This window comes from Microbispora sp. CSR-4, assembly GCF_008033685.1.
Classification (GTDB): Bacteria; Actinomycetota; Actinomycetes; order Streptosporangiales; family Streptosporangiaceae; genus Microbispora.
The window spans coordinates 315,493-330,566 of sequence record NZ_VJVX01000001.1; the positions used below are offsets into that span (position 1 = coordinate 315,493).

Consider the following 15,074-nt stretch of genomic DNA (forward strand, 5'->3'; position numbering starts at 1 on the left):
GGATCAGCCGGTCCTGTCCCAATCGCGCGACCGTGGGACGATGCCCCGCGCTCTCAGTCGTTCTGGCAGACCGAGCAGGGGGTGAGGCCGGCCTCGTCTGCCTCGGCCCGCGTCATGGTCTCGACGCCCGAGTCGCCCATCCCGCTGATCAGGGGGCACTCGCCCTTGTGGTAGCGCCGTGTGCCGATCATGACCCGCACCGGCACGTCCCCGTCCGCGGACGGCTCCGCCGCGTCGGCCGCGCGATCCTCACCGGTCTCGTCGCCGGACCCGCCACGGTCCTCAAGGTCCGTATCCGTGCCGCCGGGACGGGACGTGGCCGCCCTTCCTGGGCGGGCCGTAGCGGCGGCGCGATCGCCGTCGCCTGCGCCGTCCTCCTCGTTGGAGGCGTCGGCCTTCCCGCTGCTCTTCTCAGCGGTGCTCCCGGCGGCGGGCGCCGAGCCGGAGGTGGAGCCGGCCGAGGCCGCGGATCCGGCGCGCCCGGATCCGGGGGTCTCTGCCGGCTCCACCGGCTTCCGGGCCCCCGCGCCCGCGGGCGTGGGGGCGTCCTCCGGACGGGACGCCGTGTCGGCGTCCGCGGTCCCGGAGTCGTTCTGGTCGTCACGGGCCTGCTCGTCGTCCGCCCGGGAGGAGGCGGCCTGCCGCGGCGAGGCCGCGCCCTTGGCCTTGCCCTTGGCGGCGGGTGCGCCGGACTCGCCGCCCTCCGGCGACGAGGTGTCCTCCGTCGCCTCCCCTGCGGCCTTGGACCGCGCGGGGTCCCACGGCTGGGAGAACATGCCGGGCTTGAACCAGCCGTGCACCGCGGTGTCGGTGAGCGACTCGTCCGTCTCGGCGTCCGACCGGCCCGATGCCGATCCCGTCGCCGGCGGAGACCAGGCCGGTGCGGACCATGACGTGGCAGAAGGCCGGGACGACGCGGAGGAACCGGACGACGATCCCGAAGACGAGGCAGAAGGCGAGGCGGAAGGCGAGGACTGCGAAGACGGGGACTGCGGGGCGGAGGCGGCGGGCCGCTGCGGCGTCGTCTCGGCACCGGGCTCCTGCGCCGCGCGCCGGCCGAACCAGTCCACGGGCGTGTGCGTGCCGCCCGTGGTCGCGGCGCCGGCCTCGGAAGTCGTGTCGGCCGCCGTGTCGGCCTGCTCGGCGGTCTCGCCGCCGGCGGTCTTCCCGGACGGCTTACCCGCCGTCTCACGGGGCTCTTCGCGCGCTTCGTCGTCGGACGGCGCAGACGATCCCTCTGTGGAAGGGGCGGCTGCGGAAGAGCCGGACGCGGGGGGAACGGCCGCGGCACCCGCCGCGCCGGCAACGGATGTGCCGGGGCCGGAGGACTCTGGTCCGGGCGACTCGGGCAGGCGCGGCCCCGGGACGCCGGGCTGAGGGAACCGCGCGACAGGCGGCTCACGATCAGCGGACGTGGGACGGGACGGGGTCCTGCCGGTCGTGCCGGAGGTCCCGGCCGAAGGCGTGGTGGTCGTGGGAGCGGCTTCCGCGCGCAGGCTCTCGTCGCGGGCCGCGTCACCGCGGGCTGTGCCGCCGCGGGATGGGGCCTCCTCCGGCTCCGCCGTACGGGTGGAGACCTCGGGGAGGCAGGTGGTGCAGGGCGTGAAGCCCTCCTCGCGGGCCTCCTCGTGCGTCAGCTCCTCGGTCTCACGCCCGGCGAGCTGGCGGCAGGTGGCCAGATGGAAGCGCTTGCGCCCGGGGATCACGATGACGATCGCGTCGGGGGCGAGGCCCCGGCCGGAACCGGCCGGCGGCCGCGTGATCGGTCCCGTCCGCTGCGGGGGCGGGGACGGGAAGGTCTGCGGGGGCAGTGCCCCGTGATGCGTGACCGGCGGGGCCGCCAGCATGGGCGCGGCCACCGGATGCGCCGGTGCCCCGGCGAGGGCTCCGCCGTACGCCCCGCTCACGGCACCGACGTGCGCGAGCTGGGGCACGGACGAACCCTGGGGGGTGGGAGCGGTTCCCTCGGCGGCACGCCCACCGGCAGGGAACAGCTCGTGGCGCCTCAGCAGTGCCCCGATCAGCAGGCAGACCGCCGACAGCACGCTGACGACGATCGACCACATCACGAGAGGGGGCGTCCCCAGCACGACGCCTGCGATGAGCAGGACGATTGCGGCGAGGACCAGGGCGGCACTGATGAGGATCACGGGGGGTTCTCCGAGCTATCGGGTCCCGGTGGGGCCCCGCCACTGCTTACCGGCGGTCGTTGTGGGGGCCGTCGGGTCCGGGGAAGGCGCCGGAGTGCTGTGAGGGCTCCTGGCCGAACGGGTTGGGGGCCGCACCCATCTGCTGGGGAGCGGGGGCGACGGCGTGGGCCATGGCCGGGGCGGCGCCCACGATCGGGAAGCCTCCGCTGCCCTCACCGGCCACGTTGAGCTCGGCGAGCTGGTTCTCCAGGTACAGCTTGAGACGGCTGCGGTACTCACGCTCGAAGCTGCGCAGCTCCTCGACCTTGCGCTCCAGCTCGTCGCGGGTCTGCACGAGGGTGCCCATGGCCTGGCGGTGCCGCTCCTGGGCGTCGCGCTCCAGCGTCTCGGCGCGGGCGCGGGCGTCACCGATGATCTGCTCGGCCTGGCGGCGGGCCTTGCCGAGGATGTCGTCGGCCTCGCGACGGGCGCGGGTCACGGTCTCGTCCGCCTCGCGACGGGCGTCGGCGATCGCCTGGTCGGCCGTCTGCTGGGCGAGGGCGAGCACGCGGGCCGCGGTGTCCATGTTGTCCTCGGCGGGCGGCAGGCCCATGCCGACGGGCACCGGCTCGGGGCGGGCCGGCTCCGGAGGCTTGATCGGCTCCGGCTGGGGCGCCATCATCTCGGGCTTCGGCTCGGCCACGGGAGCGGGAGCCATCTGCATGGAGCCGGGCATGCCCATGCCTCCGGGCACCTTGCCCCTGAGGCACTCGGCCAGCTTCGCGCGGAGTTCCTCGTTCTCCTGGATGAGGCGGTCCAGCTCGGCCTCGACCTCGTCGAGGAAAGCGTCGACCTCCTCCTCGTCGTACCCCGGCCTCAGCCGGGTGGTACTGAACTGCTTGTTCCGCACATCAGCGGGCGTCAACGGCATTTGGGTCTCCTTGGCGCGCTTGGAGTCTGTCCGGTCGGACGGTACCCGATCAACGAAGCGCGTTCACGACTTGGATCAAGACCAAAACCACAATGAACAGCACTGTGAAGCTCAGGTCAAAGGCCACCGTACCCAACCTGAGGGGCGGAATGAAACGGCGGAGGAACTTGAGAGGTGGGTCGGTCACTGTGTAAACGACCTCCGCCAGCACCAGGACGACCCCTGTGGGCCGCCAGGCGCGGGCGAACGCCTGCACCGTATCTATGATCATTCTGCCGATCAGCAGAACCAGGAAGAGGGTCAGGGCGATGACCAAGATCTCGCTAATGATCCCCACGGTCGAGCCCCGCCTCCCCTCGGTCCAGCCGCCCTCGGGCCGCACGGGCACCGCTCAGCCGGTCACTGTTCATGTATGGAACTCTAGCTCTGGTTGAAGAAGCCGCGTTCCGCGATTCTGGCCTTGTCCTCGGCGGTCACCTCAACGTTGGCGGGGGACAACAGGAACACCTTGTTGGTAACACGTTCGATGCTGCCGTGTAGGCCAAAGACGAGACCTGCCGCGAAATCGACAAGGCGTTTTGCGTCGCTGTCGACCATCTCTGTCAGATTCATGATGACCGGCGTGCCCTCACGGAAGTGCTCGCCGATCGTGCGCGCCTCGTTGTACGTGCGGGGATGCAGGGTGGTGATACGCGCCAGATCGGTCGTACGGCGCTCCAGCACGGTCGTGGGAGGACGCGGGGCGGGGACGGCCGTCTCGGCGTCGTCCTCGCGCTCCAGGGGCCCGGAGTGCGCGCCCGAGGGCCCGGCGAAGCCGCGCCGCGGCGACTCGTACTCCTCGTCGCCATAGTCCTCGTCTGTGCCGTATTCTGCCGCGTACCTGTCTTCGTAGCGGTCGTCCTCCACGAGACCGAGGTAGACCGCCATCTTGCGCATCGCGCCGGCCATCGCTCGTCGTCCTCCGCGTTACTGGTGCCTTCAAGGTCCCTTTGGAAGGCCAGGGCGGTAGCCGTACCCCCCTTGGAGCTCACCGCTGATCGACCTCTACCTGTGCGCGGACACCATGGTCCACTTGGGGGACATTACCTGACGAAGGGCTTTCTGCGGCCGAGCAACGCCGTACCGACTCGAAGGTGTGTCGCGCCGTTCGCCACAGCTTGGGGGATGTCTCCGCTCATTCCGGCCGATATGACGTCGGCCGTGGGGTGTTCCTCGCGGACCCGCTCGGCGACGGCCCGCAGCCGCGCGAACGCGGCCGACGGGTCCTCCCCCAGCGGGGCGACCGCCATGACCCCTCGCAGGCGAAGCCCCTCCGTCTTCGCCACGAGCCCGGCGAGCGCCGGCACCTCCTGCGGTGCCGCGCCGCCCCGTCCGGCCCCGCCCTCGCCCGGAGCGGCGTCGAGGGCGACCTGGATGAGGCAGTCGACCTCGCGCCCCGCGCGTACGGCCTCGCGGCCGAGCGCGTCCACCAGCCGGGGGCGGTCCACCGAGTGGACCATGTCGGCGTAGGAGACGACCGAGCGGACCTTGTTGGTCTGTAACTGGCCGATGAAGTGCCACGTGAGGCCGAGACCGGCGCACTCGGCCGCCTTGGCCGCCGCCTCCTGGTCTCGGTTCTCGCCGATGTGCGACACGCCGAGCTCGGCGAGCAGCCGCACGTCGGAGGCCGGGTAGGTCTTCGTCACCGCGATCAGGGTGATCTCCGACCTCGACCGGCCCGCGGCCCGACAGGCGTCCTCGATCCGCCGCTCCACCTCGGCCAGGGCCGCGGCCAGTTCCTCGCGCCGGTCACCCACGGACCGCGTCCCCGGCCGTACGGACGTCCAGGGTCACTTGAGGAAGTCCGGCACGTCGAGGTCCTCCTCCTGCTCCTCGAACACCACCGGACGCCGGGGGCCCGGCTGCGCGGTCCTGGAGGTGATCGGGGTCGGCGGCTCGGGAGCCGGGCGCGGGATCGACAGCGGTCCGGTGGCGCCCTGGTCGCGACCGCCGTCGGCCGTCTCACGCGGGAACGCCGTGGACCCCTCGGCCTGCTGGGCCTGCGGCGCGGACGCCGGCTGCGACGTCGCCTGCTGGACCGGCTGGCTCGCGGGCTGGGCCGGCGGCGGCACCGGAGTGGCCGGAAGCGAGTTCACCGGAAGCTGGGTCACCGGCGGAGTCGCGGGCTGCGCGGGCGCGGGCTGCGCCACGCTGCTCACCGGACGCACGGGCGGTGCGGGCTCCACGCGCGGCTCCGGCTTGGCCGGGGCGGGCGGGGGCGTCGCGGGACGGGCCGCCTGCTGGGGCCGCGACAACGGCGCGGCCACCGGCTTGGCCGGCGCGGGCTCGTCGAACCCGGCCGCGATGACCGTCACCCGCACCTCGTCGCCGAGCGCGTCGTCGATGACCGTGCCGAAGATGATGTTGGCGTCGGGCGCGGCGGCGTTGCTGACGAGCTGGGCCGCCTCGTTGATCTCGAACAGGCCCAGGTCGGAGCCGCCCGCGATGGACAGCAGCACGCCGTGGGCGCCGTCGATGCTCGCCTCCAGCAGCGGGCTGGAGACCGCCATCTCGGCGGCGGCGACCGACCGGTCGTCGCCCCGGGCGTGGCCGATGCCCATGAGGGCCGAGCCCGCGCCGGACATGACCGACTTCACGTCGGCGAAGTCCAGGTTGATCAGACCGGGCGTGGTGATGAGGTCGGTGATGCCCTGCACACCGGACAGCAGCACCTGGTCGGCGGCCTTGAACGCGTCGAGCACGCTCACCTGGCGGTCGGAGATCGACAGCAGCCGGTCGTTCGGAATGACGATCAGCGTGTCGACCTCCTCGCGGAGAGTCTCGATGCCGGCCTCGGCCTGCATGGCCCGGCGCTTGCCCTCGAAGCTGAAGGGCCGGGTGACCACGCCGATCGTCAGCGCGCCGAGGGAGCGGGCGATGCTGGCCACGACCGGCGCGCCGCCGGTGCCGGTGCCGCCGCCCTCGCCCGCGGTCACGAAGACCATGTCGGCGCCCTTGAGGACCTCCTCGATCTCCTCCCGGTGGTCCTCGGCGGCCTTGCGGCCCACCTCGGGGTTGGCGCCCGCGCCGAGACCCCGCGTGAGCTCGCGGCCCACGTCGAGCTTCACGTCGGCGTCACTCATCAGCAGCGCCTGGGCGTCAGTGTTTATGGCGATGAACTCGACGCCCTTGAGTCCCTCCTCGATCATCCGGTTGACGGCGTTCACTCCGCCGCCGCCGATGCCGACGACCTTGATGACCGCGAGGTAGTTCTGCGGTGCTGCCACGACGAGGGGCCTTTCCGCTCGTTTGCGTTTCATGCGGGCAGGGCCCGCCGTCTTCTGAACTCTCACCCTCAAGTTGAGATTTAGAGTTATGTCAACCTGAGGATTGATACGGACAGTAGGGTTGCGCGTCCCCCAGGGTCAACTAACCGCGCCGCAAGGCCGTCCGGCGTGTCGCGCGCTGTCCTTTTCGCACGAAGCCCCGCTCTCCGGCGGGCCCGGACCACGTTTTCCCGGCCCGTGAGAAATCTCACTTGACCGTCACCACCTGCGGCGAGCTGACATCGTAGCTGGTTCCCGGCTTGGCGAGGGCGGCGAGCAGGACACGTCCCTTCTGTGCCGAGCGCTCCGCGTCTCCCCACACGACCGTACGGCCGTCGGTGAGCTTGAGCGTGATCGACCGGGGCGAGGGGACGCGCAGCTCCCGCAGGCGCTGCAGGACGCTCTCCGGCAGCGCCCGGAGCACGGTGAGCCCGGCCCTGGTGGCGGGGTCGTCCACGGCGGCCCGCTGGACGCGCAGCACCGGCAGCCGGGGCGGGGCCACGGCCACCTCCTGCAGGACGACGCCATAGCGGTCGACGATCGCGGTCGTCACGCCCATGGGCACCGCTGCGGCGGGAACGCGCTCGACCACGCTGATGTGCAGCGTCCCGGGCCAGCCGCGCTCGACCGTGGCCGACTCGACCTCGCGCATGGCGCGCACCCGCTGTTCGACCCCGGCGATGTCGACGGTGGCGAGCGGCGTTCCGGTGCGCACTCCGACGACCTGCCGCACCTGCTCGGCGGGGATCCGGTTGTTGCCGGTGATCTCGACCTCGCGCACGCCGAGGACGGGCGAGAAGAACACGACCCACGTGGCGACGCCCACCACCCCGCCGGCCAGCAGGATGGCGAGCGCCGAACGCCGGACGGCCCGCCTCACCGGTCCCCCACGCTCCGGATCACGGCGCGCATCACCGGGCGGACAGCTCCGCGACGATCTTCGGGCCGAGCTCCGTCACGTCTCCCGCGCCCATCGTCAGGACGATGTCGCCGGGACGGGCCCGGCCGGCGACGAGCTCAGGCACGGCCCGCCGATCGGGCGCGTAGACGACCCGTTCGGCGGGAAGCGGCACCTTCCCCGCGACCAGCGCGCCGGAGACCCCGGGCTCGGGGTCCTCGCGCGCGCCGTACACGTCGAGCACGATCACCTCGTCGGCGAGGCCGAGCGCCGCGCCGAACTCGTCGGCGAAGAACCGGGTGCGCGAGTAGAGGTGCGGCTGGAAGACCGCGATGACGCGGCCGTCGCCGGTCACGACGTCGCGGGCGGCGCGCAGGTCGGCGGTCAGCTCGGTCGGGTGATGGGCGTAGCTGTCGAAGACCGTCACGCCCGCGGCCTCGCCCTTGGATTCGAACCGCCGCTTGGCCCCGGTGAAGGCGGCCAGGCCCTCCTTGACGTCGTCGAAGCGCAGGCCGAGGTGGAGCGCCACGGCGATCACCGCGGTGGCGTTGAGCGCGTTGTGCCGGCCCGGCACGGCCAGGCGCACCTCACCGCGTCCCGGCCCGCCGGGAACGGCGGGGCCGAGCTCCACGCCGAACTCCACGCCGAGGCCGCGCGGCACCACGTCGGTCGTGCGCAGGTCGGCGCCGGCGCTCTCGCCGTACGTGACGACGGTGAGGCCGCGCTCACGGGCGATGGGCACGAGTGCGGCGGCGCCCGGATCGTCGGCGCACACCACGAGCAGCGACCCGATGCGCTCGACGAAGCGGGCGAAGCTGTCGTGGACGGCCTGGGGGTCGCCGTAGGTGTCGAGGTGGTCGGCCTCGACGTTGGTGACCACGGCGACGCCCGGCGCGAGCATGAGGAACGAGCCGTCGCTCTCGTCGGCCTCCGCGACGAACACCTCGCCCGCACCGTCGTCGGCGCCGAGCCCGGTCGTCACGAGCTGCCCGCCGACGCAGTAGGACGGGTCCTCGCCGCACTTCTGCAGCGCCACGGTCAGCATCGAGGTGGTCGTGGTCTTGCCGTGCGTGCCGGCGACGGCGATGCCGGTGCGGCCGGCCATCACCGAGGCCAGCGCGGCGGCGCGCGGGATCACCCGCAGGTTCTGCCGCAGCGCCTCCCCCAGCTCGGGGTTGGAGTCGCGGATGGCGGTGGACACCACGACCGTGTCCACCTCCTTGATGTGGGAGGCGGCGTGGCCGACGTGGATGACGGCGCCCAGCTCGCGCAGCTCGGCCAGCAGCTCGGAGGGCCGCGCGTCGCTGCCCGACACCGGCACGCCTCGCTTGAGCAGGATCCGGGCGATGCCGGACATTCCGGCGCCGCCGATGCCGATGAAGTGCACCCGCCCAAGGTCGGCCGCGGGGACGGGATCCACGAGCTTGACGAGACTCATCGGTGAGCGATCTCCAGCACCTTGCGGGCGAGCGCCATGTCGGCGTCCTTGCGGCCCATCCGCGATGCGGCCTCGGACATCGCGACCACGCGCTCGGGGTCGTTCAGGATCGGCAGCAGCGTCTGGACGATCCAGGCCGCCGACAGGTCCGCGTCGTCGACCATCAGGCCGCCCCCGGCCCGCACGATGGGCTCGGCGTTGAGGCGCTGCTCGCCGTTGCCGTGCGGCAGCGGCACGTACGCCGCGGGCAGCCCCACGGCGGTGAGCTCGGCGCAGGTCATGGCGCCGGCGCGGGACAGCACGAGGTCGGCGGCGGCGTAGGCGAGGTCCATCCGGTCGACGTACGGCAGGATGACGTACTGCGGGTCGCCGGGCGGGGGCTCCACCTCGACGGTGTTCTTGGGCCCGATCACGTGCAGCACCTGGACGCCCGCAGCCCGTAGGTAGGGCGCGGCCTCCAGCGCCGCCTGGTTGATCGAGCGGGCGCCCTGGGAGCCGCCGAACACGAGCAGCGTCACCCGGTCGGACTCCAGCCCGAAGTACGACCGCGCCTTGTCGCCCATCGACAGGCGGTCCATCGTGCTGATCTCACGGCGCAGCGGGATGCCGATGTATTCGGCGTTCGGGAGCACGGCGTCCGGGTGGCCGGTGAAGACGTGCTCGGTGACGCGGGCGCCGAGCCGGTTGGCCAGGCCGGGCCGGGGGTTGGCCTCGTGGACCACGATCGGCACGCCGCGCCGCCGGGCGCCGAGATAGCCGGGCGTGGCGACGTATCCGCCGAAGCCGACCAGGACGTCCGCGCCGACCTTGTCGAGGATGCCCGCGGCGCTGCCGATGGCCCCCGCGAGGCGGCCGGGCACGGTCAGGAGCTGGGGGCTGAGCGAGCGGGGCAGCGGCACGGCGGGCACGAGTTCGAGCTCGTAGCCCCGGGCGGGCACCAGGCGAGTCTCCAGGCCGCGCTCGGTGCCGAGGCAGGTGATGCCGATCCTCGGGTCGAGCCGGCGAAGCGCGTCGGCCAGCGCGAGCGCCGGCTCGATATGGCCGGCCGTCCCGCCGCCGGCGAGGACCACCCTCATGTCACTCCCTGTCTTCGCGGACGCCTTCGCGGACGTCTTCCCGGATCTTCTCGCGAATGTTCCCGCGTCCGTTCCCTGTCGTTCCTCTTCGTGCCGTCGGCGGCCGCGCCGCCCGCTGACGGGCCGGTGCCCGCGAGACCGCGGGCCGCCGCCCGGCGCGGCCGTTCAGGCCAAGCCAGCTTAGAGCCCGCGCGGCCGGTCCCGGGCCACGGGCGGCGAGCGCCTCGGCCGCTCCGGGCTCCTGTTTGGCGAACGACACCAGCATGCCGAGCGCGGCGAGCGTCGGCAGCAGCGCCGATCCGCCGTACGACACCAGCGGCAGCGGGATGCCGGTGACCGGGAAGACCCCGATGACCGCGCCGATGTTGACGACGGCCTGCCCGGCGATCCAGGCGGTGACGGCGGCGGCCGCCAGGCGGACGAAGGGGTCCTTCGTCCGGATGGCGATGCGCAGCCCGGCGTAGCCGAGCAGGCCGAACAGCGCGACCACCACGAGCGTCCCCATCAGCCCGAGCTCCTCGCCCAGGATGGAGAAGATGAAGTCGCTCTCCGCGTGCGGGACGTAGTTCCACTTCTGCCGGCCCGCACCGAGCCCGATGCCGAACCAGCCGCCCGAGCCGATGGCCATCAGCCCCTGGACGGCCTGGAAGCCCTCCTTCTGCGCGGTGTCCCACGGGTGCAGGAAGCCGGTCAGGCGGTCGAGCCGGTACGGCTCGGCGATGATCATAGTGGCGGTCGCCAGTGCGAGCAGCGCGAGGATCCCGCCGAACAACCGCACCGGCGCGCCGACCACCCACAGCAACGCCAGGAAGATGATCATGAGCACGAGCGTCGTGCCGAGGTCGCGCCCGAGCATGACCAGGACGGCCAGCAGGGCCACGCCCGGCATCAGCGGGATCAGCAGCTGGCGCCACTCGATGCGGCCGACGCGGGCCCGCGTCGCGAGCAGGTCGGCCCCCCACAACGCCAGGGCCAGCTTCGCCGGCTCGGACGGCTGCACCGAGAACGGGCCGATGACGATCCACCGCTGGGCGCCCAGCAGTTCCTGGCCGAGGAAGATGACCATCAGCAGGCCGAGGATCGACAGGCCCATCAGCGGATAGCCCGCCAGGCGGAAGAACCGCTGCGGCAGCCGGGAGCAGACCCACATCAGCGGCAGCCCGATCGCCACCGAGGTGACCTGCTTGAGGAACCAGTAGAACGGGTCGCCGGTCCGCTGCAGCGCCTCGATGCTCGACGCCGACAGCACCATCATCAGCCCCAGCGCGAGCAGCAGCGCGCTGCAGCCGAGCACCAGGTGGTAGGACGTCAGCGGGCGGCCGAGCAGCTCGCGCAGCGCGGCGAGCTGGGCGGCGGCCCAGCCGACGGGCTCGGGCCCCCGACGCTCCGGCTCCCGGGCGGTGGCGGCGCCGGCCGAGCCGCCGGCCCCCGGGCCGGTCGCTGGGCCCGTCACGAGGCCGCCAGCCGCCGCACGGCTCGGGCGAAGGCCTCCCCACGGGCTCCGTAGCTCGCGAACATGTCCAGTGACGCCCCGGCGGGGGCGAGCAGCACGGTGTCACCCGGGGTGGCGAGCCGGGCGGCTTCGGCGACGACACGGTCCATGACCCCAGTGTCTTGCTCCGGCACGTCCACCACGGGGACATTCGCGGCGTGTCGCGCCAATGCGCGCCGGATCACATCCCGGTCGGTCCCCAGCAGCACCGCTCCGCGCAGCCGCGGCGCGGCCTGCCGTACGAGGTCGTCGACGTCGGCGCCCTTGAGCTGGCCGCCCGCGATCCACACGATCGACGGGTAGGCGGCCAGCGACGCGGCGGCCGCGTGCGGGTTGGTGGCCTTGGAGTCGTCCACGTAGTCGACCTCGCCGACCCGGGCCACGTGGGCGATCCGGTGCGGGTCGGGGACGAACTCCCGCAGGCCGCGGCGTACGGCCTCGGGCGGCACGCCGTACGCGCGGGCCAGCGCGGCGGCGGCGAGCGCGTTGGCGACGTTGTGCGGCGCGAACGGCCGCACATCGGCGAGGCAGGCCAGCTCCTCCGCCGAGGCCACCGGGTCGGCCACGAAGGCCCGGTCGACCAGCAGGTCCTCCACGACGCCCAGCTCCCCCGGCCGGGGCACGGCGAGCGTGAAGCCCACCCGCGAGGCGTACGGCTCGGCCAGACGGGACGACGACGCGTCGTCGGCGTTGTAGACCACCGTCCCCGCCGCCGCGAAGATGCGCGCCTTGGCCGAGGCGTACTCCTCCATGGAGCCGTGCCAGTCGATGTGGTCGGGCGCGACGTTGAGCACGGCTCCCGCGAGCGGGGCCACGGTGGACGACCAGTGGAGCTGGAAGCTCGACAGCTCCACGGCCAGCACGTCGTAGGGCCCGTCGACGGCCTCGACGATGGGGACGCCGACGTTGCCCACGGCCACGGCCTTGTGCCCGGCGGCCGACAGCATGGACCTGAGCATGCGGACGGCGGTGGTCTTGCCGTTGGTGCCGGTCAGCGCCAGCCAGGGGGCCGCGGGCTCCCGCCGCAGCCGCCAGGCCAGCTCGACCTCCCCGATGACCTCGACGCCCGCGTCCGCGGCGGCGACGAGCAGCGGGTGGGACGGACGCCAGCCGGGCGAGGTGACCAGCAGCGAGGTCCCGGCGGGCAGGGCGGGCTCGCCGAAGCGCACCTCCACGCCCAGCTCGGCGAGCTCGGCGGCCGTGACGCGCTGCCGCTCGCCGTCCGCGGCCTCCAGCACGGTCACGCGCTCGCCGCGTGCCGCCAGGGCCCGCGCCGCGGCGGCGCCCGACACGCCGAGGCCGGCGACGACGACGGTCACTGCTTCGGCATCCATTCGAGGTAGAACAGCCCGAGACCGGCGGCGACGCACAGCGCGGCGATCAGCCAGAAGCGCACCACGATCGTCGTCTCGGCCCAGCCCGACAGCTCGAAGTGATGCTGGAGCGGCGCCATCCGGAAGACGCGTCTGCGGGTCAGCTTGAAGGACCCGACCTGGATGATCACCGACATCGTGATGATGGCGAAAAGGCCGCCCAGGATGACGAGCAGGAGCTGGGTCCGGGTGGTGAAGGCCAGGCCGGCGATCACGCCGCCGAGGGCCAGCGAGCCGGTGTCACCCATGAAGATCTTGGCGGGCGGGGCGTTCCACCACAGGAAGCCGAGGCAGGCGCCCAGCACCGCCGCCGCGACCACGGCCAGGTCGAGCGGGTCGCGCACCCAGTAGCAGTTGGGGCCGAAGCCCACCGTCGTGCAGCTGTTGCGCAGCTGCCAGTTGCCGATCAGCACGTACGCCGCGAGGACCAGGCAGGTGGCGCCGGAGGCCAGGCCGTCGAGGCCGTCGGTCAGGTTCACCGCGTTCGAGAAGCCCACGATGAAGAACACGACCCAGATCATGAAGCCGATCAGCCCGATGGACGGCCCGATGTCCCGCAGGAACGACACGTGCGTGTCGGCCGGGGTGACGGCGTAGGCGTTGGGGAACCGCAGCACCAGCACCGCGAAGATCGCGCCGACGACGAGCTGCCCGCCCGCCTTGGCGCCGCTGCGCAGGCCCAGGCTGCGCTGCTTGTAGATCTTGATGAAGTCGTCGAGGAAGCCGACCGCGCCGAGGCCCGTCATCAGGAACAGCACCAGCAGTCCCGACGCCGTCGGCGGGTCGCTGACCGCCGAGAAGACGGTCACCCCGTGGGCCACGAAATAGCCGATCAGCGACGCGATGACGATCACCGTGCCGCCCATCGTGGGAGTGCCCTTCTTGTCGTAGTGTCCCGACGGGCCCTCCTCCCGGATGTTCTGGCCGTAGCCCCTGCGGGCGAACAGCCGGATGGCCAGCGGCGTGCCGACCATGGACAGCATCAGCGAGATCGCCCCCGCGATGAGGATGTTCCTCACCGGGCGTCACCTCCGAGGATCGCCTCGGCGACCCGCTCGAGCCCGGCCGCACGCGGCCCCTTCACCAGCACCACGTCGCCCGGCGCGAGGCGGCCGGACAACTCCCGCGCCGCCGCGGCGGCGTCCGGGACGTGGATCGCGCCGGGCGCGCCCCGGAGCACCGGCCCGGCGTCCTCTCCCACAACGACGACGGCCTCCAGGCCCGCGCCCGCGGCCAGCCGCCCGAGGTCCTCGTTGAGCGCCGCGCTGTCCTCGCCGAGCTCGCGCAGCGCGGCGATCACCGCGAACCGCCGCCGCCCCTCCCCCATCACCGCGAGGCTGCCGAAGGCGGCCCGCATGGAGTCGGGGTTGGCGTTGTAGGCGTCGTTGATCACGGTGACGCCGTCGGGCCGCTCGCCGACCTCCATGCGCCAGCGGCTGCGCGGCTCGGCCGCCGACAGCTCCTCGGCGATGACGGCCACCGGCAGCCCCAGCTCGTACGCGGCCGCCGCCGCGGCCAGGGCGTTGTCCACCGCGTGCGCGCCGTACAGGCGCAGCCGGACCGGGGCGGAGCCGGACGGCGTGCGCAGCGTGAACGAGGCGCGGCCGGTCGCGTCGAGCGTCTCGTCCTCCGCCCGCACGTGCGCCTCCGGCGAGCGCCCGAAGTAGGTCACCCGCGCGCTCGTACGGCCGGCCATCGCGCGCACCAGCGGGTCGTCGGCGTTGAGCACGGCGACCCCGTCGGCGGGCAGCGCCTCGACGAGCTCGCCCTTGGCCTGTGCGATGGCCTCCTTGCCGCCGAAGACCCCGAGGTGGGCGGTGCCGACGTTGAGCACCACGCCGATGCGGGGCGGGGCGATCCGCGCCAGGTAGTCGATGTGGCCGACGTTGCGCGCGCTCAGCTCCAGCACCAGGAAACGGGTGGTCTCGTCGGCCTTGAGGACGGTCAGCGGGTGGCCGATCTCGTTGTTGAACGAGCCGGCGGGGGCGACCGTGGGGCCGAGCCGGGCGGCGAGACCGGCGAGCAGGTCCTTGGTCGTGGTCTTGCCCGCGGAGCCGGTCACGCCGGCCACGGTCGTGCCGGGCAGCTCCGACAGCACGGCGGTGGCGAGCGAGGCCAGGGCCGCGAGCGGGTCGCTCACGATCACGGCAGGCGCGTCGACGGGCCGGGGGGCGAGGACGGCGACGGCGCCGGCGTCGTGGGCCTGCCGGGCGAAGTCGTGCCCGTCGGCCCGTTCACCCTTGATCGCCACGAACAGCGAGCCCGGTCCGGCCGCCCGTGAGTCGATCACGACGGGTCCCCGGACCACGGCCCCGGGGTCGGCCACCCCGTGTAGTGCTCCGGACGTGATCTCGGCGACCCGGGCCAGCGGCAACGGGATCATGGTGTCTTTCCTGCTCTCTTTCGCGTCGCTAACTCGGCCGCCTGGACAC

Annotated in this window: 13 protein-coding genes; all 13 read right to left on the minus strand. The window is 73.1% G+C overall.

What is annotated here, in order from left to right:
• Positions 1–53: 53 nt before the first annotated feature.
• Positions 54–2,150: a hypothetical protein gene (locus FLV34_RS01470; protein WP_147942188.1), complete on the minus strand. Its 2,097-nt coding sequence runs from the start codon at positions 2,148–2,150 to the stop codon at positions 54–56.
• Positions 2,151–2,196: 46 nt separating this feature from the next.
• A complete protein-coding gene (locus FLV34_RS01475; RefSeq protein ID WP_142645024.1) occupies positions 2,197–3,060 on the minus strand; it encodes a DivIVA domain-containing protein in 864 nt (287 codons plus the stop codon).
• Positions 3,061–3,109: 49 nt separating this feature from the next.
• Complete coding sequence (locus FLV34_RS01480; protein WP_030509057.1) at positions 3,110–3,397, minus strand: YggT family protein; 288 nt, start codon at positions 3,395–3,397, stop codon at positions 3,110–3,112.
• 83 nt (positions 3,398–3,480) lie between these two features.
• Positions 3,481–4,008, minus strand: coding sequence for a cell division protein SepF (locus FLV34_RS01485; protein WP_142645023.1), 528 nt, complete (start codon positions 4,006–4,008; stop codon positions 3,481–3,483).
• A gap of 134 nt (positions 4,009–4,142) precedes the next feature.
• Positions 4,143–4,856 (minus strand): YggS family pyridoxal phosphate-dependent enzyme, encoded by a 714-nt coding sequence (locus FLV34_RS01490; RefSeq protein ID WP_142645022.1) that lies wholly within the window; start codon positions 4,854–4,856, stop codon positions 4,143–4,145.
• Between the two features lie 33 nt (positions 4,857–4,889).
• Positions 4,890–6,326, minus strand: coding sequence for a cell division protein FtsZ (gene ftsZ / locus FLV34_RS01495; RefSeq protein ID WP_142645021.1), 1,437 nt, complete (start codon positions 6,324–6,326; stop codon positions 4,890–4,892).
• Between the two features lie 247 nt (positions 6,327–6,573).
• Positions 6,574–7,245 (minus strand): cell division protein FtsQ/DivIB, encoded by a 672-nt coding sequence (locus FLV34_RS01500; protein WP_142645020.1) that lies wholly within the window; start codon positions 7,243–7,245, stop codon positions 6,574–6,576.
• A gap of 31 nt (positions 7,246–7,276) precedes the next feature.
• Entirely contained in the window at positions 7,277–8,701 is a 1,425-nt protein-coding gene (gene murC, locus FLV34_RS01505) for a UDP-N-acetylmuramate--L-alanine ligase (RefSeq protein ID WP_147942189.1), read from the minus strand.
• Positions 8,698–9,777, minus strand: a complete 1,080-nt coding sequence (gene murG / locus FLV34_RS01510; protein WP_142645018.1) for an undecaprenyldiphospho-muramoylpentapeptide beta-N-acetylglucosaminyltransferase — start codon at positions 9,775–9,777, stop codon at positions 8,698–8,700. Before murG ends, murC begins: the two co-directional genes overlap by 4 nt.
• 1 nt (position 9,778) lies before the next feature.
• Positions 9,779–11,113 carry a putative lipid II flippase FtsW gene (gene ftsW, locus FLV34_RS01515; RefSeq protein ID WP_205829734.1) on the minus strand — a complete coding sequence of 445 codons (1,335 nt, stop codon included), beginning with the start codon at positions 11,111–11,113 and terminating at the stop codon, positions 9,779–9,781.
• A gap of 113 nt (positions 11,114–11,226) precedes the next feature.
• Entirely contained in the window at positions 11,227–12,603 is a 1,377-nt protein-coding gene (murD, locus tag FLV34_RS01520; protein WP_142645016.1) for a UDP-N-acetylmuramoyl-L-alanine--D-glutamate ligase, read from the minus strand.
• The gene (mraY, locus tag FLV34_RS01525; protein ID WP_142645015.1) at positions 12,585–13,661 is read right to left on the minus strand and encodes a phospho-N-acetylmuramoyl-pentapeptide-transferase; all 1,077 of its coding nucleotides are present in this window, start codon (positions 13,659–13,661) and stop codon (positions 12,585–12,587) included. The genes murD and mraY overlap by 19 nt, the downstream gene beginning before the upstream one ends.
• On the minus strand, positions 13,658–15,025 hold the full coding sequence (gene murF / locus FLV34_RS01530; protein ID WP_147942190.1) for a UDP-N-acetylmuramoyl-tripeptide--D-alanyl-D-alanine ligase: 1,368 nt from the start codon (positions 15,023–15,025) through the stop codon (positions 13,658–13,660). Before murF ends, mraY begins: the two co-directional genes overlap by 4 nt.
• Between the last annotated feature and the right edge of the window lie 49 nt (positions 15,026–15,074).

Excerpts from the sequence above, each read along its gene's own strand:
- FLV34_RS01475 (WP_142645024.1), bottom strand. The coding sequence starts at position 3,060 with ATGCCGTTGACGCCCGCTGATGTGCGGAACAAGCAGTTCAGTACCACC.
- FLV34_RS01485 (WP_142645023.1), bottom strand. The coding sequence starts at position 4,008 with ATGGCCGGCGCGATGCGCAAGATGGCGGTCTACCTCGGTCTCGTGGAG.
- murC (WP_147942189.1), bottom strand. The coding sequence starts at position 8,701 with ATGAGTCTCGTCAAGCTCGTGGATCCCGTCCCCGCGGCCGACCTTGGG.
- murG (WP_142645018.1), bottom strand. The coding sequence starts at position 9,777 with ATGAGGGTGGTCCTCGCCGGCGGCGGGACGGCCGGCCATATCGAGCCG.
- murD (WP_142645016.1), bottom strand. The coding sequence starts at position 12,603 with ATGGATGCCGAAGCAGTGACCGTCGTCGTCGCCGGCCTCGGCGTGTCG.
- murF (WP_147942190.1), bottom strand. The coding sequence starts at position 15,025 with ATGATCCCGTTGCCGCTGGCCCGGGTCGCCGAGATCACGTCCGGAGCA.